This is a genomic window from Plantactinospora mayteni (genome assembly GCF_016862935.1).
In the GTDB taxonomy this organism is placed as follows: domain Bacteria; phylum Actinomycetota; class Actinomycetes; order Mycobacteriales; family Micromonosporaceae; genus Plantactinospora; species Plantactinospora mayteni.
Genome location: NZ_BONX01000044.1, coordinates 17,353 through 38,922, shown reverse-complemented (window position 1 = coordinate 38,922; position 21,570 = coordinate 17,353). Strand labels below are relative to the sequence as shown.

General features: G+C 73.4%; 19 protein-coding genes. 9 read left to right on the top strand and 10 right to left on the bottom strand.

The annotated features are described in order from the left end of the window. Nucleotides 1-45 precede the first annotated feature (45 nt). Nucleotides 46-303, top strand: coding sequence for a hypothetical protein (locus Pma05_RS28780; RefSeq protein ID WP_203860629.1), 258 nt, complete (start codon nt 46-48; stop codon nt 301-303). On the opposite strand, the gene Pma05_RS28775 is transcribed toward Pma05_RS28780, so the two are convergent. From Pma05_RS28775 to Pma05_RS28755, 5 genes are read right to left on the bottom strand one after another with little or no spacing between them, the layout of a single operon-like run. Further along, nucleotides 282-1,370, bottom strand: a complete 1,089-nt coding sequence (locus Pma05_RS28775; protein ID WP_203860628.1) for a uroporphyrinogen-III synthase — start codon at nt 1,368-1,370, stop codon at nt 282-284. The genes Pma05_RS28780 and Pma05_RS28775 overlap by 22 nt on opposite strands. Then, nucleotides 1,370-1,816, bottom strand: coding sequence for a nitrite reductase small subunit NirD (gene nirD / locus Pma05_RS28770; protein WP_275414768.1), 447 nt, complete (start codon nt 1,814-1,816; stop codon nt 1,370-1,372). Before nirD ends, Pma05_RS28775 begins: the two co-directional genes overlap by 1 nt. After that, nucleotides 1,813-4,389: a nitrite reductase large subunit NirB gene (gene nirB, locus Pma05_RS28765; RefSeq protein ID WP_275414767.1), complete on the bottom strand. Its 2,577-nt coding sequence runs from the start codon at nt 4,387-4,389 to the stop codon at nt 1,813-1,815. Before nirB ends, nirD begins: the two co-directional genes overlap by 4 nt. Continuing rightward, a complete protein-coding gene (locus Pma05_RS28760; protein ID WP_239313298.1) occupies nt 4,386-5,873 on the bottom strand; it encodes an FAD-dependent oxidoreductase in 1,488 nt (495 codons plus the stop codon). Before Pma05_RS28760 ends, nirB begins: the two co-directional genes overlap by 4 nt. Beyond that, nucleotides 5,870-8,029: a molybdopterin oxidoreductase family protein gene (locus tag Pma05_RS28755; RefSeq protein WP_203860627.1), complete on the bottom strand. Its 2,160-nt coding sequence runs from the start codon at nt 8,027-8,029 to the stop codon at nt 5,870-5,872. The genes Pma05_RS28760 and Pma05_RS28755 overlap by 4 nt, the downstream gene beginning before the upstream one ends. Before the next feature lie 263 nt (nt 8,030-8,292). Between Pma05_RS28755 and Pma05_RS28750 the strand changes: the two genes are divergently transcribed. The 7 genes from Pma05_RS28750 to glmM all read left to right on the top strand — a co-directional run bounded on the left by Pma05_RS28750 (nt 8,293) and on the right by glmM (nt 13,926). Then, a complete protein-coding gene (locus tag Pma05_RS28750) occupies nt 8,293-8,994 on the top strand; it encodes a class I SAM-dependent methyltransferase (protein WP_203860626.1) in 702 nt (233 codons plus the stop codon). A gap of 67 nt (nt 8,995-9,061) precedes the next feature. After that, nucleotides 9,062-9,367, top strand: coding sequence for a DUF6364 family protein (locus Pma05_RS28745; RefSeq protein ID WP_203860625.1), 306 nt, complete (start codon nt 9,062-9,064; stop codon nt 9,365-9,367). Nucleotides 9,368-9,399: 32 nt separating this feature from the next. Further along, nucleotides 9,400-9,693: a type II toxin-antitoxin system PemK/MazF family toxin gene (locus Pma05_RS28740; protein ID WP_203860624.1), complete on the top strand. Its 294-nt coding sequence runs from the start codon at nt 9,400-9,402 to the stop codon at nt 9,691-9,693. A gap of 127 nt (nt 9,694-9,820) precedes the next feature. Further along, the gene (locus Pma05_RS28735) at nt 9,821-11,278 is read left to right on the top strand and encodes an MFS transporter (RefSeq protein WP_203860623.1); all 1,458 of its coding nucleotides are present in this window, start codon (nt 9,821-9,823) and stop codon (nt 11,276-11,278) included. Between the two features lie 258 nt (nt 11,279-11,536). After that, nucleotides 11,537-11,980, top strand: coding sequence for a 50S ribosomal protein L13 (gene rplM, locus Pma05_RS28730; protein ID WP_107260811.1), 444 nt, complete (start codon nt 11,537-11,539; stop codon nt 11,978-11,980). A gap of 20 nt (nt 11,981-12,000) precedes the next feature. Next, entirely contained in the window at nt 12,001-12,453 is a 453-nt protein-coding gene (rpsI, locus tag Pma05_RS28725; RefSeq protein ID WP_203860622.1) for a 30S ribosomal protein S9, read from the top strand. 114 nt (nt 12,454-12,567) lie between these two features. Next, on the top strand, nt 12,568-13,926 hold the full coding sequence (gene glmM / locus Pma05_RS28720) for a phosphoglucosamine mutase (RefSeq protein WP_203860621.1): 1,359 nt from the start codon (nt 12,568-12,570) through the stop codon (nt 13,924-13,926). A 106-nt stretch (nt 13,927-14,032) separates the two neighbouring features. On the opposite strand, the gene Pma05_RS28715 is transcribed toward glmM, so the two are convergent. Continuing rightward, complete coding sequence (locus tag Pma05_RS28715) at nt 14,033-14,779, bottom strand: ABC transporter ATP-binding protein (protein WP_203860620.1); 747 nt, start codon at nt 14,777-14,779, stop codon at nt 14,033-14,035. After that, a complete protein-coding gene (locus Pma05_RS28710) occupies nt 14,776-15,174 on the bottom strand; it encodes a hypothetical protein (RefSeq protein WP_203860619.1) in 399 nt (132 codons plus the stop codon). Before Pma05_RS28710 ends, Pma05_RS28715 begins: the two co-directional genes overlap by 4 nt. Nucleotides 15,175-15,263: 89 nt before the next feature. Here Pma05_RS28710 and Pma05_RS28705 point away from each other — a divergent pair, with 89 nt between their 5' ends. After that, nucleotides 15,264-15,878, top strand: a complete 615-nt coding sequence (locus Pma05_RS28705; RefSeq protein WP_203860618.1) for a PadR family transcriptional regulator — start codon at nt 15,264-15,266, stop codon at nt 15,876-15,878. A gap of 209 nt (nt 15,879-16,087) precedes the next feature. On the opposite strand, the gene Pma05_RS28700 is transcribed toward Pma05_RS28705, so the two are convergent. The 3 genes from Pma05_RS28700 to Pma05_RS28690 form a co-directional block, all read right to left on the bottom strand. Next, nucleotides 16,088-18,922 (bottom strand): FtsX-like permease family protein, encoded by a 2,835-nt coding sequence (locus Pma05_RS28700; RefSeq protein WP_203860617.1) that lies wholly within the window; start codon nt 18,920-18,922, stop codon nt 16,088-16,090. A gap of 113 nt (nt 18,923-19,035) precedes the next feature. After that, entirely contained in the window at nt 19,036-20,235 is a 1,200-nt protein-coding gene (locus tag Pma05_RS28695) for a pyridoxal phosphate-dependent aminotransferase (protein ID WP_203860616.1), read from the bottom strand. 33 nt (nt 20,236-20,268) lie between these two features. Next, nucleotides 20,269-21,456: an MmpS family transport accessory protein gene (locus tag Pma05_RS28690; RefSeq protein WP_203860615.1), complete on the bottom strand. Its 1,188-nt coding sequence runs from the start codon at nt 21,454-21,456 to the stop codon at nt 20,269-20,271. Between the last annotated feature and the right edge of the window lie 114 nt (nt 21,457-21,570).

Below are 21,570 nucleotides of genomic sequence, written 5' to 3'. Positions count from 1 at the left end.
CAAACCGAGCCGATACCCAAGCGTGAGCCGCCGTCCGTCCGGTCGATGAACCTGGTCCACCTTCCCTCGCGCTCCGTCGTGGACCAGGTGCGGAGCGCCGCGCCACCGCCACGCGACCCGGCCGCTCTCCCCGTCGACGCCGGAACCCGCCGAAGCGAGCCGGCCCGTTCCCTCGCGCTGCCCAGACGAGGCCGGGTCGAGGCGGACCGGATCGAGGCGGACCGGGTCGAGGCGGACCGGGTCGACGAGGACCGGGTCGACGAGGACCGGATCGACGGGGTTCAGTCGACCGGCAGTCGGTAACCGCGTTTGACCACGGTCTGCACCACCCCCGGGGTGCGCAGTCCGGCCCGCAGCCGGGCCACCGCCATCTCGACGGCGTGCTCGTCGGCGCCCCTCGGCAGGGTGCGCAGCAGGGCCGCCCGGGACATCACCCGGCCGGGCGTACTCGCCAGGGCCCGGAGTACCGCCATCGGGGCCGGTGCCAGCGGGCGCAGCTCACCGTCCAGGATGGCCGCGTGCCCGCGCAGGGTCAGCAGGTGACCGGCGACCTTGACGCTGATCGCCCGCTGTGGCAGCTCGTCGACGATGGTCCGGACCAGCGCACCGAGCCGGGCCCGGTTCGGCGCCACCACCGGTACGCCGTGCCGGCGCAGCGGAGCGGCGGTGACCGGCCCGACACAGGCGGCCAGTACGTCCGAGCGCATCGCGTCGAGTACCGCCTCGGTGCTAGGGCCGGCCGCCCTGAGCAGTGCGCCGACCGCCGGTGCTGAGGTGAAGGTGACCGCGTCCACCAGCCGGCCGGCGATCAGGTCGACCAGCCGGTGCAGCGGGGCCGGGTCGGTCGGCGCCGCCCAGCGGTAGACCGGTACCTCGAGCACGCTCGCCCCGGCCGCCTCCAGCGCGGCCGTGCACTCCGGCTGCCGCTCGCCGTGCAACTGCATCGCGATCAACTGGCCGCGTACGCCGCGCTGCCGGAGGTGGTCGATCACCTCGTCGCAGCTCTCCGAGGCGGGCGACCACTCGTCGTGCAGGCCGGCGGCCCGGATCGCGCCCCGGGCCTTCGGCCCCCGGCTGACGATGTAGGCCCGGGAGAGTACCGAGCGCAGCGGTTCGGCCAGCCCCCAGCCCTCGGCCGCCTCCAGCCAGCCGCGCATCCCGATCCCGGTGTTCGCCATCAGTACGTCGGGCGGGTTGTCCAGGCAGGCCCGGGTCGCCGCCCGCAGTTCGGTGTCGTCGGCCAGCGGCACGATCCGCAGCGCCGGGGCGAGCACCACCCGGGCGCCGCGCCGCTCCAGCATGGCGGTGAGTTCGTCGCGGCGCCGGTCGGCGGTGACCCCGACCGTGAAGCCGGACAGCTCGCCGGACATCAGGAGCCTCCGGTGGGCGGGGTCGCCACCTCGACCAGCCCGTCCCGGCACCGCACCCGGTAGGTCGGCACCGTCACGCCGGGCACGTCGAGGCAGTCCCCGGTGCGCAGGTCGTAGACCTGTTTGTGCAGCGGGGAGGCGACCGTCGGGATCTCGCCGCGACTGCCGACGATGCCCCGGGCCATCACGTACGCGCCGGCGATCGGGTCCCGCTGGCCGATCGCGAAGAGCCGGCCGTCGTGGGTGCGGAAGACCGCCACCTGCGCGCCGTCGACCAGCGCGGCCACTCCGCGCTCCGGCTCCAGTCGGGGGTACGGGCAGACGGCCGTCCAGCGCGCGTCGTCGCCACCCGGCTCGCCGCCATCCGGCTCGGCCCCGCCCGGCTCGGCGCGACTCGGCTCGGCGACGTCTGCGAATCCCTCGTTGATCGTGGCGTCCAGAGTCAACTTGGTACCCCCATGGTCGTCGGGAGGCCGAGCGTCACCGGTCGGCGGTCTCCCAGGGCCGGAACGGGCTGTCCCCGTTCCACCTCGAACGTGATCGACGGGTCCGGTACGTCCGGCGCGTTGACGAAGGAGGTGAACCGGCGCAACCGCTCCGGGTCCGCCAGCGTGTCGCGCCACTCGTCGGAGTACGCCCCGACGTGCCGGGCCATCGCGGCGTCGAGTTCGGCGCAGAGCCCGAGCGAGTCGTCGACGATGACCGCCCGCAGGTGCTCCAGGCCGCCCTCCAGCGCCTCGATCCAGGCGGCCGTCCGCTGTAGCCGGTCGGCGGTGCGGATGTAGAACATCAGGAACCGGTCGACATACCGGACCAGCTCCTCGGTCGATAGGTCCTGGCCGAAGAGTTCGGCGTGCCGGGGGCGGAACCCACCGTTGCCACCGAGGTAGAGGTTCCAGCCGCCCTCGGTGGCGATGATCCCGAAGTCCTTGCTGCGGGCCTCGGCACACTCCCGGGCACAGCCGGAGACGGCGGACTTGAGCTTGTGTGGGGCACGCAGTCCCCGGTAGCGCAGCTCCAGGGCGATCGCCAGCCCGACCGAGTCCTGCACCCCGTACCGGCACCAGGTGGAGCCGACGCAGGACTTGACCGTACGCAGCGCCTTGCCGTACGCGTGCCCGGACTCGAACCCGGCGTCGACCAGCCGGCGCCAGATCTGCGGCAACTGCTCCACCCGGGCACCGAAGAGGTCGATCCGCTGCCCACCGGTGATCTTCGTGTAGAGCTGGAAGTCCCGGGCCACCTCGCCGATCACGATCAGCTTCTCCGGGGTGATTTCGCCACCCGGGATCCGCGGCACCACCGAGTACGTCCCGTCCCGCTGGATGTTGGCCAGGAAGTGGTCGTTGGTGTCCTGCAACGACGCCTGCTCGCCGTCGAGTACGTAGCCGTTGCCGAGCGAGGCGAGGATCGAGGCGACCGCCGGCTTGCAGATGTCGCAGCCCCGGCCCCGGCCGTGCTCGGCGACGAGTCGGGAGAAGGTGCGGATCCCGCGTACCCGGACGATCTCGAAAAGCTCCTGCCGGCTGTGGTCGAAGTGCTCGCAGAGTGCCTTGCTCAGGCTCACCCCGGAGACCGCCAGCAACTGCTTCAGCATCGGTACGCAGGACCCGCAGCTCGTACCGGCCCGGGTGCACGCCTTCAGCCCCGGTACGTCGGTGCAGCCCTCGACGATGGCGCCGACGAGCTGGTCCTTGGTCACCCCGTTGCAGGAGCAGACCTGGGCCGAGCCGGGCAGCGCGGCGATCCCGGCCCCGGTCCCGGTACCGTCGCCGGCCGGGGCGAGCAGGGCCAGCGGCGGGCCGGGCAGCGCGCCGCCGACGCTGGCCCGCAACGTCGGGTACGCCGTCACGTCGCCGACCAGTACCCCGCCGAGCAGGGTCTTCGCGTCGTCCGAGAGGACCAGCTTGGCGTAGACCCGGGTGGCCGGGTCGGTGAAGGTCACGTCGAGACAGCCCGGGGTCCGGCCGTGTGCGTCACCGAACGAGGCGACGTCCACCCCGAGCAGCTTCAGCTTGGTCGACAGGTCCGCGCCCGGGAAGGTCGCCGTACCGCCGACCAGCCGGTCGGCCACCACCTCCGCCATCGCGTAGCCGGGGGCGACCAGGCCGTAACAGGTGCCGTCGACGGCGGCGCACTCGCCGATCGCCCAGATCCGCTCGTCGGCGCTGCGGCAGCTCTCGTCGACCCGGACCCCACCGCGCTCGCCCAGCTCCAGGCCGGCGGCCCGGGCCAGCTCGTCCCGGGGCCGGATGCCGGCGGCCACCACCACCAGGTCGGTGGGGAGCCAACCGCCGTCCGAGAGGGTCAGCCCGGCCAGCTCGCCGTCCGGGCGGGACCGGATCGCGGTGGTGGCCACCCCGAGGTGCGGCACCACACCCAGCTCCTCGACGTACCGGCGCAGCATCGCGCCGCCGGCCTCGTCGACCTGCACCGGCATCAGCCGGGGGGCGAACTCCACCACCGAGGTGGTCAGGCCGAGCAGTCGCAGCGCGTTCGCCGCCTCCAGGCCGAGCAGCCCGCCGCCGATCACCGCGCCGCTGCGCCGGCCCTTGGCGAAGTCGCGGATCGCGGTCAGGTCGTCCAGGGTGCGGTAGACGAAGACTCCGGAGCGCAGCGCCGGGGTGGGTCCGAGCGCATCCGGGCCCTCTGCCACGTACGCGCCGTCGATCGGCGGCACGAACGGGTACGACCCGGTCGCCAGCACCAGCGCGTCGTAGGAGTATTCCCCGTCCCCGGTGACCACCCGTCGACCGGTCCGGTCGATCTCCAGCACCGGCTCGCCCAGCCGCAGCTCCACCCCGTCGTCCGGCCGGTGCAGGCTCAGCTCGTCCGCGTCCACTCCGTCGAAGAACGCCGAGAGCCGCACCCGGTCGTACGCCGGCCGCCCCTCCTCGGCGAGCACGGTGACCTGCCAGCGGCCCTCGGTGTCCCGGGAGCGCAGCGCCTCGACGAAGCGCTGCCCCACCATGCCGTTGCCGACCACCACGAGTCGCTGCCGCTCGGCATATCCGGTCACGCTGCCACCTCTGCTTCCACCGGGTCGGGAGTGTCGATCGAGGAGAGCCAGCCGAGGATCCCCTCGACGGCGTCCCGGCAACTGCCGCAGCCGGTGGTGGCCCGGGTCGCGGCGACGACGTCGTCCATGGACCTCGCCCCGGCCCGCCAGCAGCGCACCAGCGCGCCCTTGCGCACCGTGTTGCACTGGCAGACCGTCGCCGCGTCCGGCATCAGTGCCGGTGACTCGACCGGTGCCGCGCTCGCGGTGTCGCGGCTGCGGCCGAGCAGCAGGGTGCGGCGGTCGATCGGCACCGGCGTACCCCGGTCGAAGAGCTGGATCACCGTGCCGACCGCCGGGTTGTCGCCGAGCATGATCGCCCCGGTGAGCCGTTCGCCGACGATCCGCAGCCGGGCGTAGGTGCCCCGGACCGGGTCGGAGAAGCTGAGTTCCTCGACGTCCGGCGCGGGGCCGGCGGCGGCGTCGCCCATCGCGGCGAGGTCGATGCCGGCGGCCTTGAGCCGGGTGACCGCCGGCTGCGGCCGGTAGCGCGCCCGGGGGTCCTGCCCGGCCAGCACCTGGGCCAGCACCCGGGCCTGCTCCCAGGCCGGGGCGACCAGGCCGGTGACCACGCCCGCGTGCTGGGCGCAGTCGCCGATCGCCGAGATGTGCGGGTCGCTGCTGCGCAGCCGGTCGTCCACCACCACGCCCCGGTCGACGGTGAGCCCGGCGGCGCGGGCCAGTTCCACGTCGGGGCGTACCCCGCAGGAGAGCACCAGCAGGTCGGCGTCGAGTTCGCGGCCGTCGGAGAGGGTCAGGGTGAGGCCGTCGGGCCGGGCGTCGACGGCGCTGGCGGCCACGTCCAGGTGGGTGGTGACGCCGAGCCCGGCCAGGGTACGCGCCAGCACCGCGCCGGCCGCCGGATCGAGCTGCCGTTCCATCAGGTGCCCGACCGGGTGTACCACGTGCACGTCGAGCCCTCGGGCGGCCAGCCCCCGGGCCGCCTCCAGGCCGAGCAGCCCGCCACCGAGCACCAGGGCCCGGCGTGCCCCGGCGGCGGCGGTCAGGATGCGCCGGCAGTCGTCGAGGGTACGGAACACGGCCACCCGGTCCGGTAGCCTCTCCCGGTCCAGCCCGGCCAGCGGCGGTACGAGGGCACGCCCGCCGGTGGCCAGCACCAGGTGGTCGTACCCGATCAGGTCGCCCCGGCCGGTCGTCACCGTGCGGCGCGCCGGGTCGACGGCGGTGGCCTGCACCCCGGGGCGTACGTCGATGCCGTGCCCGGCCGCCTCGGCCAGCTCCACACCGGACTCGTCGACCTTGCCGGCCAGCAGGCTCGACAGCATGATCCGGTTGTACGCCCGATGCAGCTCGGCCCCGAGTACCGTGATCTTCGCGTCGCCGAGCCGGGCCGAGAGTTCGGCCGCCAACCGGGCCCCGGCCATGCCGTGACCGACGATCACGATCCGGTTCCGTGACCCGTCCACCATCTCCTCTGTGCTCATGCCGTCCCCTCGCCAGCGCTCGCTACTGCCTTCTCGACCCGGACCGCGCAGACCTTGAACTCGGGCATCCTGGAGACCGGATCGAGGGCGTCGCTGGTCACCGAGTTGATCCGGGCCGCGCCGGCCCAGTGGAACGGCGCGAAGACGGTGTCCGGCCGGATGGTCGGGGTCAGCCGGGCCGGCGCCCGCATCTCGCCCCGGCGGCTGGTCACCCGCACCTCGTCGCCGTCGGCCACCCCGAGCCGGGCCGCCAGGTCGGGATGGAGTTCCAGGAAGGCGTTCGGGGCGACCCGGCGCAGTGCCTCGACCCGCCGGGTCTGCGCGCCGGACTGGTACTGCGTCAGCACCCGGCCGGTGGTGAGGTAGACCGGATAGTCCGGGCAGACCTCCTCGGCGACCGGGCGGTGCTCGACCGGCACGAACCGGGCCCGCCCGTCCGGGGTCGGGAACCCGTCGGCGAAGAGTCGCGGCATGCCCGGCCCGTCCTCGTCCGGACAGGGCCAGAAGACGCCGTCCTCGGCGTCGATCCGCTCCCAGGTGATCCCCGCGTAGTCGGCGGCACCGCCGGCCGAGGCGCGGCGCAACTCCGCGAAGACCTGCTCGGGAGCGGCCGGAAAGCGGGACCGGCCCTGTCCGGCCGACCCGTCGACGTGGTCGAGCCGGTCGGCGAGGTCGGCCAGCAGCGCCAGATCTGTGCGTACGCCGGGCGGTGGCGGGCCGAGCGCGCGGCGGCGCAACACCCGACCCTCCAGATTGGTCATCGTGCCGTCCTCCTCGGCCCACTGGGCGGTCGGCAGCACCACGTCGGCGATCTCGGCCGTCTCCGAGCGGACGAAGTCGGCCACCACCAGCAGGTCGAGGTCGCGCAGCCGGCCCTCGATCCGGCCCGCCCGGGGCGCCGAGACGACCGGGTTGGAGCCGAACACCAGCAGCCCCTTCGGACCACCGTCGGTGCCCAGCGCACTGAGCAGCTCGTACGCCGACACTCCCGGCCCGGGCAGCGCGTCCGGGTCCACCCCCCAGACCCCGGCGACGTGTGCCCGGGCGGCCGGGTCGTCGATCCGGCGGTAGCCGGGGAGCTGGTCGGCCTTCTGCCCGTGCTCGCGCCCACCCTGGCCGTTGCCCTGCCCGGTGAGGCAGCCGTACCCGGAGCCGGGCCGGCCGGGCAGGCCGAGCGCGAGGGCCAGGTTGACGAAGGCGGTCACCGTGTCCACGCCCTTGGCGTGCTGTTCGGCGCCGCGGGCGGTGAGGATGATCGCCCGTTCGGCGGTGCCGAGCGCCCGGGCCGCCGCCTCCAGGTCGGCCACCGGTACCCCGGAGAGCCGCTCCGCCCGAGCCGGCCAGTAGCCGGCGGTGACCCGGCGTACCTGGTCGAACCCGGTGGTCCGGGCGGCCACGTAGTCCTTGTCGACCAGTCCCTCGGCCAGCGCGATGTGCAGCAGCGCGTTCGCCACCGCGAGGTCGGTGCCGGGGGTCGGTTGCAGGTGCAGGGTGGCCTGCCGGGCGGTCGCGGTGACCCGGGGGTCGATCACGATCAGGGTGCCGCCGCGCTGTCGCTGCTCGACCAGGTAGCGGACCAGCGGCGGCATCGTCTCGGCGACGTTCGCGCCGACCAGCAGCAGGGTGTCGGCGGTGCTGAGGTCGGCCAGTGGAAACGGCAGTCCCCGGTCGACCCCGAAGGCGCGCATCCCGGCGGCGGCGGCCGAGGACATGCAGAACCGTCCGTTGTAGTCGATGTTCCGGGTGCCGAGCGCGACCCGGGCGAACTTGCCGAGGGCGTACGCCTTCTCGTTGGTCAGCCCGCCGCCGCCGAAGACGGCCACCGCGTCCCGGCCGTACGCCGACTGGATGCGGCGGATGCCGGCCACCACCCGGTCCAGCGCCTCCGGCCAGCTCGCCGGGCGCAGTTGCCCGCCGGGGCGGTCCCGGAGCAGCGGGGTGGTCAGCCGGTCGGGGTGGTCGAGCAGTTCGGCGGCGGTCCAGCCCTTCTGGCAGAGCCCGCCGCGGTTGGTGGGGAACTGCCGGGGCAGCACCTCCACCCGCTCGGCGGTGCGGCGCAGCGTCATCCCGCACTGTAGGGCGCAGTATGGGCAGTGCGTGACGACGTCCTGGGACACATCCTCCGAATGCGTCGCAGTGCGTGCACCGTCTGTCATGTCCGAAGCGTGCCGGCGCCCGGTTTCACGGCCGGGTCCCTCTTGTTTCGGGCCTGTCAAGAGCCGCTCACACGGACCTCGCTCAGCGGGTCGGCCCGGCCTTGCCGGCGGCCAGAGATTACCTACAATCCTGGACCAAGGCCCGAAAGTTCCCTGCGACCGGCGGCCCCGGCGGGAGCGGTTCGGGGGAGTTCGTGACGGTACTGCTCCGAGCGGTGGATCTATGATGTGGAAGGTCGTTCCACATCTTAGGAGGCACTTCGATGGCCGTGGTGTCGCTTTTCGACGCGGTGGCCGGGTCGTACGACGAGTCCCGTCGCCGGCTCGTGCCGTGCTTCGACGACTTCTACGGCACGGCGGTCGAGGTGGCCGCTCCGCCGCTGCGCCGGGCACTGGCCTCCGGGCGGGTACCGGCCGTACTCGACCTCGGCGCCGGGACCGGGCTGCTCTCGATCCTGCTCAGCGCCGCCGTACCGGGGGTGCGGAGCACGCTGCTCGACGCCGCCCCGGCGATGCTCGCGGTCGCCGGGGGACACCTGACCCGGCGCGGGGTACCGCACGAGACGGTGATCGCCGACCTGACCGCGCCGCTGCCCGGCGGCCCGTACGACGCCGTCGTCTCCGCGCTGGCCATCCACCACCTGCCGGACGCCGACAAGCGTGACCTCTACCGTCGGGTCCGGCAGGTGCTGGTCCCCGGCGGGGTCTTCGTGAACGCCGAGCAGGTGGCCGGCGGCACCCCCGACCTGGACTCCCGGTACGACGAGGTGTGGCTGGCCCAGGTCATCGCGCTCGGCGCCACCGAGGCGGAGATCGCCGGAGCCCGGGAGCGGATGGTGCACGACCGCCCGGCGCCGGTGCCGGACCAGTGCCGCTGGCTGGTCGAGGCCGGTTTCGTCGGCGTCGACTGTTTCTACAAGTCGTGGCGGTTCGCCGTCTTCGGCGGCCGGCGCGAACTCCAGTGACGGGTGACGGCGGGCTGGGATGACGACTGGGATGACGGCCGGTCACACCATCGGTAGGCTGGGCGGCATGACCGCCAAGGTGACTCTCTCGTTTTCGGACGAGACGATCGAAGAGGCGCGGGCCTTCGCGAAACGGGACGGCATGTCGCTTTCCGCCTGGATCGACCAGGCCGCCCGGGAGAAGGCGCTCCGTGAGGTCTTCGCCGCGCACGCCGCGGCGGTCGGCCGGGCCCGCCTGGACATCGAGGCCGCCGCCATCGCCGACGCCCAGGAGGCCGCGCTGGTCGACGCGGCTCTCGGCAGGCGTGCGAGTGCCCCTTCCACCACCTCCCCTCGCGGTCCGGCGGACCGCGAGGTCGGACGCGGTGCCTGAGAACTGCGCGATTCGGGTCGAAGAAGGTTCCAGTGCTACGTAGGGGCGAGATCTGGCGGATCGACGGGGCCCGGTCCCGGCTCGGCCTGGTGATCAGCTCCGACGTCTACAACTCCACCGACGTGCCGATCGTGATCGTCGCCGAGGTGGTCGACTCCGAACTGCTCCGGGACTCCCCGCTCGCCGTGACCATGGGCGAATACGTGGTGATGCCCGACCGGCTCTCGTCGCCGATGAAGAAGTGGTTCACCGAGTGCGTCGGAGCCGCGGACGCCGACACCATGTTCCGGGTCAGCCGGGCGCTGCGTATCCTCCAGGGCATCTGAGCGCCCGACCGCGGGGCGGCGACACGCACATCTCACCATCCGCCGGGGCCCGCCGTGCGCCGACCGTTGCCGGCCCGACTCGGAGCGCGAACCGCCGGGAAACCCCGCGCTCCTACTTTCGGGCGGCATGACTAGTACTGCCGCCGCTACCGGCCCGACGGCCGATCCCGGGACCGACAGCACGGCCACCGCCCCGGCGGCGGCCGGTCTCGGCACCCTTCCACCACCGGAGACCGCCACCGCGCCGGTCGCCGCCCGCCGACACCACCTCGACGACTGGCGCCCCGAGGACCCGGACTTCTGGCGTACCACCGGAGCGCCGATCGCCCGGCGCAACCTGATCGTCTCGATCGCCTCCGAGCACATCGGCTTCTCGGTGTGGACCCTCTGGTCCGTGCTGGTGCTCTTCCTCGGCCCGGAGTACGGGATCGACCCGGCCGGGAAGTTCCTGCTGACCGCCGTACCGGCCGCGCTGGGTGCGGTGCTGCGGCTGCCGTACACCCTGGCGGTGGCGAGGTTCGGCGGGCGGAACTGGACGATCGTCAGCGCCCTGCTGCTGCTGGTGCCGGCGGTGCCGATGGCGATCCTGATCGAGCCCGGGGTGTCGTACGGCACCCTGATGGTGCTGGCCTGCCTGGCCGGGGTCGGCGGCGGGAACTTCGCCTCCTCGATGGCGAACATCAACCTCTTCTACCCGCAGCGGCTCAAGGGCTGGGCGCTGGGCCTGAACGCCGGCGGCGGCAACATCGGGGTGGCCGCCGTCCAGCTCGTCGGGCTGGCGGTGCTGGCCACGGCCGGTGCCGCGTACCCGCGCCTGGTGCCGGCGGTCTATCTCCCGCTGATCGTGCTCGCCGCGCTGGCCTCGGCCCGCTACATGGACAACATCACCGGGGCCCGCAACGAGCGCGGGGCGCTGCGCGAGGCGGCCCGGGAACCGCACACCTGGGTGATGTCGCTGCTCTACATCGGCACCTTCGGCTCGTTCATCGGCTTCGGCTTCGCCTTCGGGCAGGTACTGCTGGTGCAGTTCGGCGACCGGTTCGGCACCCCGCTCGACGCGGCGTACCTGACCTTCCTCGGGCCGCTGGTCGGCTCGCTGATCCGGCCGGTCGGCGGCCACCTCGCCGACCGGTACGGCGGAGCCCGGGTGACCCTGGCGACCTTCGCCGGCATGGCGGCCGGCGCCGGACTGGTCTATTACGCCTCCCGGGAGCGCTCGCTGACCCTCTACCTGATCGGGTTCATCGGGCTCTTCGTGCTCTCCGGGGTGGGCAACGGATCGACGTACAAGATGATCCCGGCGATCTTCCGGGCCAGGGCGGCCCAGGCGGTGTCGGCCGGCGAGCTGGACCCGGGCGCCGCCGATCGCCGGGCGTGGCGGCTCTCCGGTGCCCTGATCGGGATCGCCGGGGCGGTCGGCGCGTTCGGGGGCGTACTGGTCAACATCGCCTTCCGGCAGTCGTTCCTGGCGTACTCCTCGGCCGACGCCGCCTACCTCGCCTTCATCGCCTGGTACGCCCTCTGCCTCGTGGTGACCTGGGTGGTCTACCTCCGCCCGTCGCCGCGCCGCCTCTCCGGGGTGTGACACCCCCGGGCGGGCCGCGGCGGGACCTCCGGCTATCGTCTCGGAGTGGAGGCGGAGGTCCTGCCGTCGCCCCAGCCCGCCGGGGGGTGTCCCGTTTTGACCCCGGCACCGGCGACCGGGTATCGTTGCCTGCTGTTGTGTGACACCCAAGTTTTCACGTGACATCCGCGGGCGTGCCTTTCCCGGTGCGCTTGGTCGTTTGTGCGTGCCTGGCGACCGGTGCGCGACCCCAGACCGACGACGAGACAAGGTAGACCTGTGCGTACGTACAGCCCGAAGCCGGGTGAGATCGAGCGTCAGTGGCACGTCATCGACGCGTCAGACGTCGTGCTGGGCCGTCTGGCAACCCACGTTGCCACGCTGCTGCGCGGCAAGCACAAGCCGACTTTCGCGCCGCACGTCGACACCGGTGACTTCGTCGTCGTCGTGAACGCGGGCAAGGTGGCGCTGACCGGCAACAAGCGGCACACCAAGGTCGCCTACCGGCACTCCGGCTACCCGGGCGGTCTGAAGCAGGTCGGCTACGACGAGCTGCTGACCAAGCGTCCCGACCGGGCCATCGAGCTGGCCGTCAAGGGCATGCTCCCGCACAACAAGCTCGGCCGTAAGCTGATCAAGAAGCTGAAGGTCTACGCCGGTGCCGAGCACCCGCACGCCGCGCAGCAGCCGGTGCCGTTCGAGATCAAGCAGATCGCGCAGTGAGCGCGGGCGAAGGAAACAGCATGACCGACACCATCGCGACCACCGAAGCCCCGGTGCCCGCCCCGGTGGCCCGCGCTCCCCGTGGCGACCGCCCGATCCAGACCGTTGGTCGCCGCAAGGAGGCGATCGTCCGGGTCCGGATCATCCCGGGCAGCGGCAAGATCACCTGCAACGGTCGTGACCTGGAGGCATACTTCCCGAGCAAGGTGCACCAGCAGCTCATCAAGGAGCCGCTGGTGACCGCCGAGAAGGCCGAGGCGTTCGACATCATCGCCAACCTGCGGGGCGGCGGCACCACCGGCCAGGCCGGCGGGCTGCGGCTGGCCATCGCCCGGGCGCTGATCGCCAACGACCCCGACGACCGTCCGGCGCTCAAGAAGGCCGGCTTCCTCACCCGGGACGCCCGGGAGAAGGAAAGCAAGAAGTACGGTCTCAAGAAGGCTCGCAAGGCGCCCCAGTACTCCAAGCGCTGATCAGCGACAACACCTTGTACGTCTGACGTACGGCCGGAAACCGCCCCCTTCCGCGGTGGCGGTGTCCGGCCGTTTCGTTGTTTTCCACTGGTGCGCTTCCCGGAGGTTTCGCGCATGGGGCGGCTGTTCGGCACTGACGGCGTACGCGGACGCGCGAACGCCGACCTCACCCCCGAGTTGTCACTCGCGGTCGCGGTCGCGGCCGCGCACACCCTCGCCGAGCAGGATCGGAGCCATCCGCCGCTCGCGGTGGTGGGCCGGGACACCCGGGCCAGCGGCGAGATGCTGGAGGCGGCGGTGGTGGCCGGGCTGACCAGCGCCGGCGCCAACGTGGTCCGGGTCGGGGTGCTGCCGACGCCGGGGGTGGCGTTCCTGGTCGGCGAGGCGAAGGCCGACTTCGGGGTGATGCTCTCCGCCTCGCACAACCCGATGCCGGACAACGGGATCAAACTCTTCGCGGCCGGCGGGCACAAGCTGCCCGACGACGTCGAGATGAAGATCGAGGCGGCCGTCGAGGCGAACGGCTCGGCCGGCTGGCAGCGGCCGACCGGTGCCGGCGTCGGCCGGGTGCACGACCTGCTCGACGGTGCCGAGCACTACATCCAGCACCTGGTCAGTACGATCCCGCACCGGCTCGACGGGCTGAAGGTCGTGGTCGACTGCGCCAACGGTGCCGCCTCGGAGGTCGCCCCGGTGGCGTACCGGGAGGCCGGGGCCGAGGTGATCGCCATCCACGCCGAGCCGGACGGGCTCAACATCAACGACGACTGCGGTTCGCAGCACCTCGACAACCTGCGGGCCGCAGTGTTGGAGCACGGTGCCCACCTCGGCATCGCGCACGACGGCGACGCCGACCGCTGCCTGGCGATCTCCGCCGACGGCAGCGAGGTGGACGGCGACCAGATCATGGCGATCCTGGCGCTGGCCATGCGAGAGTCCGGGACGCTGACCCAGGACACCCTGGTCGCGACCGTGATGAGCAACCTCGGGCTGCGGCTCGCCATGTCCGCCGCCGGCATCCGGCTGCTCGAGACCAAGGTCGGCGACCGGTACGTACTGGAGGAGCTGCGCGGCTCCGGGTTGGCGCTGGGCGGCGAGCAGAGCGGGCACGTGGTGCTGCCCGCGTACGCGACCACCGGCGACGGCGTCCTCACCGGGCTGCACCTGATGGCCCGGGTCGCGGCCACCGGCCGTACCCTCGCCGAGCTGGCCTCGGTGGTGACCAAGCTGCCGCAGGTGCTGATCAACGTGCCGGTGGCGGACCGGACCGTCGGAGCCGGCGCGCCGGCCGTACTCGGCGCGGTGCAGCGGGCCGAGGCCGAGCTGGGCGAGACCGGCCGGGTACTGCTCCGCCCCTCCGGCACCGAGCCGCTGGTCCGGGTGATGGTCGAGGCGCCCACGCTGGAGCTGGCCCAGGAGGTCGCCGAGCGGATCGCCACCGAGGTACGCGCCGCCAGCCCGGTGCCGGCGTAACACCGTCGGCGCCCGCCCCGCCGCCCCCTGCGGACCGGGTCGGCGGAGCGGGCCGGAGCCGTCGGCCCGCGCGTCACGGGACCGAGAGCGCGGGCGGGCGGAGGTCCTACAGCCGGAGTTGACTTGCCCGGGCCAGGGTCTGGTCCGGGCCGTCGTCGCCACCGGTGAGGTCGAGGTCCTCGGTGACCCGGCCGTCCCGGAGTCGGACCAGCCGGTCGCACCGGGCGGCGATGTGCTGCTCGTGGGTGGCCAGCAGGATGGTGACGCCCCGCTCGTCGCGCAACCGCAGCAGCAGGTCGAGGATCTCCCCGCCACTGGCCGAGTCCAGGTTGCCGGTCGGCTCGTCCGCCAGCAGCAGCGCCGGCTCGCCCATCAGGGCCCGGGCCACCGCGACCCGCTGCTGCTGGCCGCCGGAGAGCTGCGCCGGCAGCGCCCGCTCCCGGTCGCCGAGCCCGACCGCGTCGAGCAGTTCCCGGGCCCGGGCCGTCCGGTCGTAGCCGACCCGGTAGGGCAGCACCGGTGCCAGTACGTTGTCCAGCGCGGTCAGTGCGGGCAGCAGGTGGTAGCGCTGGAACACGAAGCCCACGCTCCGGCGGTATCCGGCCAGGGCCCGCCGGCCGAGCCGGGTGATCTCCTGCCCGCCGACGACGACCGAGCCGGAGTCGGCCGATTCGATCGCCCCGACCAGATGCAGCAGGGTCGACTTGCCGGAGCCGCTCGGCCCGGTCAGCGCCAGCACCGAGCCGGCGGCGACGTCGAGCGACAGGTCGTGCACCGCGACGATCGGAGGTTCACCGTCGGAGAACCGCTTGGTCAGCGCGGTGACGGTGACCCTGACCCCGGTGGCCGTCATGGCTGCTCCTTGTCGCTGCGGTCGAAGGGGGCCGGTCTTTCGGGGAGCGAGTGTCCCCGCGTGGCGGCCGTAGCCGCGTCGGCGACGCCGCCGAGGGTGCGAACCCGCTCGTACTGAGCCATGCTGATGCCGCCGAAGAGTCCGGAGAGGTGGTCGGGGCGGACGACACCCCGCGCCGTCTCGGGATCGGGCTGTGTCCGGTTCGGACGGACCAAAATGTCGTACGCGGCGCGGGTCTCGCGGCGTACCTGACCGTTCGGGTGCAACTGGGAGGTGGTGACGGCGATGGTGCCGCTCGGCGCGACGAGGCCGGTGGCCGCGACGGGGCCGTCGGCCAGCAGGGCAGGCGGTCGCCCGGGCCGGGCCTGCGGTTGCCGTCCGATGAATCCGACCACCGGCCCCCTCCTCGTCCCCCCAGGACACTCTGCGCTATACATTGTCACAATGCAAGAGGCCGGGGACACGGCCGGAAGGTGGGACAGGCATGGCCATCCAGCACGCGGTGCTCGCGCTGCTCGCCGACGGCCCGAGTTACGGCTACGAACTGAAGGGTGCCTTCGAAACGGCCATCGGTCCACAGTGGGGGCCGCTGAACATCGGGCACCTCTACCAGATCCTCGACCGCCTGGCCCGAGACGAACTGGTCCGGGCCGAACGGCAGGCGCAACCGGTCAAGCCGGACCGGGTGGTCTACGAGATCACTCCCGCCGGCCGGACCGAACTGGCCAGGTGGCTGGCCGAGCCGAGCCCGCGCAGCGGCGGGTTCCGGGACGACTTCTTCCTGAAGGTCACCGCCGCCGCCCGCTCCGGCTCGGCCGAGGTGGTGCGTACGGTGCTCGCCAACCAGCGCGGCTATCTGCTGCGCGAACTGCGCAACCTCGGCACGCTGCGCCGGGAGTCGACCGATCCGGTGGTCGGCCTGCTACTCTCCGCCGCGAGCCGGCACGTCGAGGCCGATCTCGCCTTCCTCGACGACGCCGAGACGGCCCTGCTCGACGGCGCCCGGGTCCGCATCCCCGCCTCGCGCCTGGCCGGCACCGACCCGTCGTCCACGTCTCTGTCCGACGGCCGTGCCCAGGGGTTGGCCGAGGGCGCCTGAGCGCCGGTCACTCCTCGGCCAGCAGATGGATGGCGGGGAGTCGGTGGAACAGGGCTCGGGTGTTGGCCGAGGGCGCCTGAGCGCCGGTCACTCCTCGGCCAGCAGGTGGGGCGGTCGTGCCACCAGGTCGGGGTCGGGTGGTGTCGGCGCGGACGCGGGGAGTCGGTGGAGCAGGGCCCGGGGGCTGGCGGAGGGCGCGTGAGCGTGGGTCACTCCTCGGCCAGCAGGTGGGCGGCGGGGAGCCGGTGGAGCAGGGCCGCTGCGGCGAGCGCCGCGAGGGCGGCGACCAGTGCACCGGCCACGGCGGTCAGCGTGGCGGTCAGCACCAGCCGGGCGGTGAGGTCGCCGACCACCAGGGCGGTCCCGGCCAGTCCCAGCCCGGCCCCGGCGGTCGCGCCGAGCAGGCCGATCCCGACACCCTCGTAGACGGCCAGCCGGCTCAGCGCGGCGTCGGTCCAGCCGATCGCCCGCAGCGTGGCCAGCTCGGCGGCCCGGTCCCGGAGGTTGAGATAGAGCACGTCGGCGACGGCTGCCGCGCCGAGCAGCACGGTGGCGAGCGCGGCGGTGGTGTCGACGGCCCGGACAGTCAGCGAGACGGTGTCGCCGAGCAGGTTGCCGACCACCGCGCCGTGGAACGCGTAGTTCACCCCGGCGAGCAGGGTGAGCGCGGCCACGCCGATGCCGAGGGCGAGCGCGCCGAGCGCGGTCCGGCCCGGTACCCGGGCGAGGTTGACCAGGGCGAGCCCGAGGATTCCCCGTGGTTGGCGGGCCCGGCGGACCGCCCTGACAGCCGGCCGGACCGTGGCGGTGGGACGGGTGCGCGCGGCCCGCAGCGCGGGAGCCGCTCCCGCGGTCAGGGCCAGCAGCAGGGCGACCGGTACGGCGAGCGCCGCCTGCCGCCAGCCGACGTCGATGTCGAGCAGGGCGGCCACCGGGGCGGCGAGGCCGAGCGCCAGCAGCCCGGCCACGAGGCCGAGTACGGCCACCTCGCCGAGGACGGTCGCGCCGATCCGCCGGGCTGGCCAGCCCAGGCAGGCGAGTACGGCCAGTTCGGATCTTCGGTCCCGGACCGCGGCGGAGACGGCGTTGCCGAGGAACAGCCCGCAGACGACGAGGACGAGTAGGAACAGCACGCTGCTCTTGCGGTCCACCGCCTGGACGACGACCGAGGCCACGCCGAGCGCCGACCACCCCTCGTCGAGTCGCAGGTCGGGCCGGCCGAACGCCCCGGCCGCCAGCGCCACGGTCTGCGGGGCGGGCGAGGAGCCGAAGGTGACGTCGACGTCGAGCCCGGTACGGGTGTGGATCTGCTCGGCGGTCAGCCGGACCCGTTCGGCGGACTCGTCGGTGTATCCGTCGACCCCGCCGACCCTGATCCGGATCGCGCTGATCGGGGCGGCGGCGAACTGCCGGGCGTCCCGGCCGTCCAGGAGTTTCGGCAGCGCGGTGAGGCTGGTCAATAGCAGCGGTGGGGTGGAGAGGTAGCCGCCGGGGTTGCCGCTGGGCAGCAGCGGCCGGTCGCCGAGCGCGACTCGGCTGCGCTCGTCGGCGCCGGTCGCGACCGGCGGCTGGTAGGTCTCCAGCGGGACCTCGGAGAGCCCGGTGAACGCGGTCAGCCGTTCCGGGTCGAACATCCCGACCGGGCGCCAGCCCCGGCTCGGCCGCTCGTCGGGGGCCTGTAGCACCTGCTGCCGCAGCGGTCGGAAGGACGGATCGCCGGCCAGCCAGGGCGCCGGCCAGCCGGACACTCCGGGGAGGCCATACACCGCCGGGTCGGCCGGACCGGTACGCGGGCGCAGGTCGTCCTGCGGCTGCGCCGGCGCGTACTCCGTCGGGCCGGCCTGGACCACGCTGATCAGGGTGTCTGCCCGGTGCTCGGCCCCGATGGCGGACCGGATCCGTGCCTGGTACGTGTCGGTGAGGTCCGCACTGCCGGTGCCGGCCGCCGTGCCGGGGCTGCCCCGCAGCGTCTCGGCGAGTTCCGCCGGTCGGACCCCGGCGACCCGGGCCGGCCGCAGCCGGGTGTAGGCGGCGGTGACCGTGCCGTCGACGTACGGGCGGGTGGTGGCCAGTACCGGGATGTCCCGGCCGGCGGTGCCGCCGAGGTCGAAGTCGATCGCCGGCTCGTCGGCGCGCAGCGGCCGACCCTCGACGAGGGCGCCGGTCAGCCCGAGCAGCCGGTCCTCGGCGGCGGGGTCGACGGCGGCGAGCAGGAACGGGACGTGCCAGTCGACCGGCAGCACCAGTCGATCGCCCACGCCCCGGGCATCGGCCGGGCCGCCGACCAGGTGGTGCGGCGAGTTCTCGAACCGGCCGTCGGGCAGCAGCCGGGCGGCGAGTATCTCGGTGTGGTCCACGTCCGTCACCGTGCTGCCCGGGGTGGTCGACCCGACGAGCACGTTGCAGACCGGCTCGGTGCGCCCGCCGGGGAAGACCTCCCGGGGCGCCGGCCGTCCGTCGCCGCACGCGTCCAGCGGGTACCGGTTGCCGTCGGTGTACGGCGCCGGATCCGGCGGGCTGCTGCTCCCGTCGAACGCCGGGTAGACCAGTGGGTTCCTGGTCAGGTAGACGTGTCGAGGCCCGGCCGAGGCCCGGGACAGACCCCGTTCGGCCAGGAACGTCGGGTCGACCCGGATCACCTGTCGCGCGGCCGACCGGTCCACCGCGGCGGTGAGGTCGAACTCCGCCCGCATGCCGAACATGGAGTATCCGACCATCGCCACCGGCGCCGCGATCTCGACCCCGGGGATCGCCGACACCTGGGCGTACTCCGCCTGGCTGATGCCGCCGAAGAGGCCGGAGAGGTAGTTCGGGCGGACCAGCCCGCGTTCGGCCTCCAGCCCGGTACGGCTGCCCTTCGGGCGGACCAGGATGTCGTACGCGGCGCGGGTCTCGCGCTCCACCCGCTCGCTCAGCCGGAGCTGGGAGGTGGTGGTGGCACCGGTCAGTACGACGAAGCCGGTGGTCGCCACCAGCATCCCGGTCAGCAGGGCCGTCGATCGGCCGACCCGACCCCGCAGCTGTCGCCAGATGAACCGGAACACCCGCTGGCCTCCCCGTCGTCCGTTTCGGACACTCTGCGCCATGCATTGTGACAATTCAAGAGGGCCGCGCTGACGAATGCACCGGTCGACGGTGGGCCGCGGCGCGGGGGTGCTCAGCCGGGTGTGCCGCCGAGCGCGCTTAGCCGGTTCACCGCCTCGGCCAGTACCTCCGGGCGCTTGCAGAAGGCGAACCGGACCAGCCGCCGGCCCGCCTCGACGTGGTCGTAGAAGACCTGGGTCGGCACGGCGACCACCCCGCAGCGCTCCGGCAGCGAGCGGCAGAACTCCACCCCGTCCCGCCCGCCCAGCGCGGTGATGTCGGCGGTGACGAAGTAGGTCCCCTCCGGGACCAGTACCTCGAAGCCGGCCTCGACCAGCCCGGCGGAGAGCTGGTCCCGCCGGGCCTGGAGGCCGGACCGGTAGCCGTCGTAGTAGTCGTCCGGCAGGGCCAGCGCCACCGCGACCGCCGGTTGCAACGGTGCGCCGTTCACGAAGGTGAGGAACTGCTTGACCCGCATCGTCGCCGCGACCAGCGGGGCCGGGCCACTGGCCCAGCCGACCTTCCAGCCGGTGCAGGAGAACGTCTTGCCCGCCGAGGAGACCCGCAGGGTGCGCTCCCACATCCCCGGCAGGGTGGCCAGCGGGATGTGCGGACTGCCGGCGTCGGTGAAGACCAGGTGTTCGTAGACCTCGTCGGTCACCGCGAGGGTGTCGAATTCCTGGCACAGCCGGGCGATCAGCGCCAGCTCGTCGGCGTCGAAGACCTTGCCGGTCGGGTTGTGCGGCGAGTTGAGCAACACCAGTCGGGTCCGTGGCCCGAAGGCGGCGCGCAGCTCCGCCGGGTCGAAGGCGTACCGGCCGCCGTCGCCCGGGCGGAGCGTGACCGGCCGCCGGACCGCGCCGGCCAGCGCGATCGAGGCGGCGTACGAGTCGTAGTACGGCTCGAAGCAGACCACCTCGTCGCCGGCCTCGCAGAGCCCGAGGATCGCCGCCGCGATCGCCTCGGTCGCCCCGGCGGTGACCAGCACCTGCCCGTCCGGGTCGTAGTCCAGTCCCCAGAACCGGCGCTGATGTGCGGCGACCGCGGCACGCAGCGCCGGGATGCCCGGGCCGGGCGGGTACTGGTTCTGCCCGCCGCGCAGCGCCTCCGCCGCCGCGGCCAGCATCTCGGGCGGCCCGTCCGTGTCCGGGAAGCCCTGACCCAGGTTGACCGCGCCGGTCCGCACCGCCAGCGCCGACATCTCCGCGAAGATGGTGGTGCCGAACGGGCGCATCCGGCGGACCAGGGGATCGGAGTCCGTTGTCGTCGTCACCCCGTCACCCTAGAGCCGCGCTACGCCGTTTCGTCAGATCCCGAAGTCCGAGCAGGTGACGGTCGCGTAGTTGCCGCTGGAGCTCTTGGAGGCGGTGGACTCGCCATCGACCGTGATCTTGCAGGAGATGTCCCCGGAGCCACCGCCGGTGCGGATCGCCACCACCGTCTTCAGCTCGTCCTCGGGGATCTTGACCTCCTTCTTCCACGGCAGCTCGACCGAGGGCGAGTGCACCTGCTTGCCGGCACCGTCGATGTAGGAGAGTGCGACCTTGCCCTCCCCGGTCACCTCGTAGACCACCGTCTGGCCACTGCTGCCGGGGTCGCCGCCGTCCGACTGGTCGGAGGCGCCCGAGGTCGAGGTGGTGTCGATGCTGGTCTCCAGCGAGTCCCGCACCCGGTCCATCATGGCCAGCGGGCCGAGGCAGATGCCGACGCAGGCGACCAGTACGACCACCACCACGGCCACGATCACGATGATCATGGTCTTGTTGCTCTTCTTCGGGGGTGCCGGCGGGAACGGGCCGCCCGGGTAGCCCGGCTGTCCAGGCTGTCCCGGCTGCCCTGGTTGTCCCGGCTGCCCTGGTTGCCCGTAACCGGGGTAGCCGCCGGCGCCGGCCGCCGCGTACGGGTCGGGGCCGGGCGGGCTGGACTGCGGCGGGTAGACGCCGTAACCGGCGTCCTGCGGGTTCGGCGCCCCGCTGGTCGGGTAAGGCGTGGCTGGTGGGCCGGACTGCGGCGGGTACGCCGGGCCGGCACCCTGGGCCGGGGTCGGCGGCTGGCCCGGGCCGGGCTGCTGTGGCGGGGCGTACGGGTTCGGCTGCTGCGGCTGGCCGTACGGGCTGGGCTGCTGTGGCTGGGCGTACGGGTTGGGCTGTTGGGGTTGGCCGTACGGGTTCGGCTGTTGGGGCTGGCCGTACCCGGCTGCCTGCGGGGGCTGGCCCCAGGCCGGCTGCCCGTACGGGGTGGCCTGCGGCGGCTGGCCGTATCCGCCCGGTTGGGCCGGCGGCTGCCCGTACGTCGTCGGCTGGGCCGGCTGGCCGTAGCCGGACGGCTGCCCGGGCTGGGGCGGCTGCGGCGGGGCGTACCTCGTCGTCGGGGCGTCGTCCTCGTCGGCCGGGTTCTCCGGCTGGGGCTGCTGCGGCGGGCCGAACTTCGTCGTCGGCGGCTCGTATTCCGCGGCGGGGTCGTACGGGTTGTGCGGGGGCGGCGAGTCGGTCATCGGGTCTGGCTCCAGATATGGCGGACAGCAGGGGCGCGGCGACGCGGAGAGGGAGGCGTCGGAGGAGATGGCAGCGAATGCGCCAGTCACGGTACCCCGTCGTCGCTGGTCGCG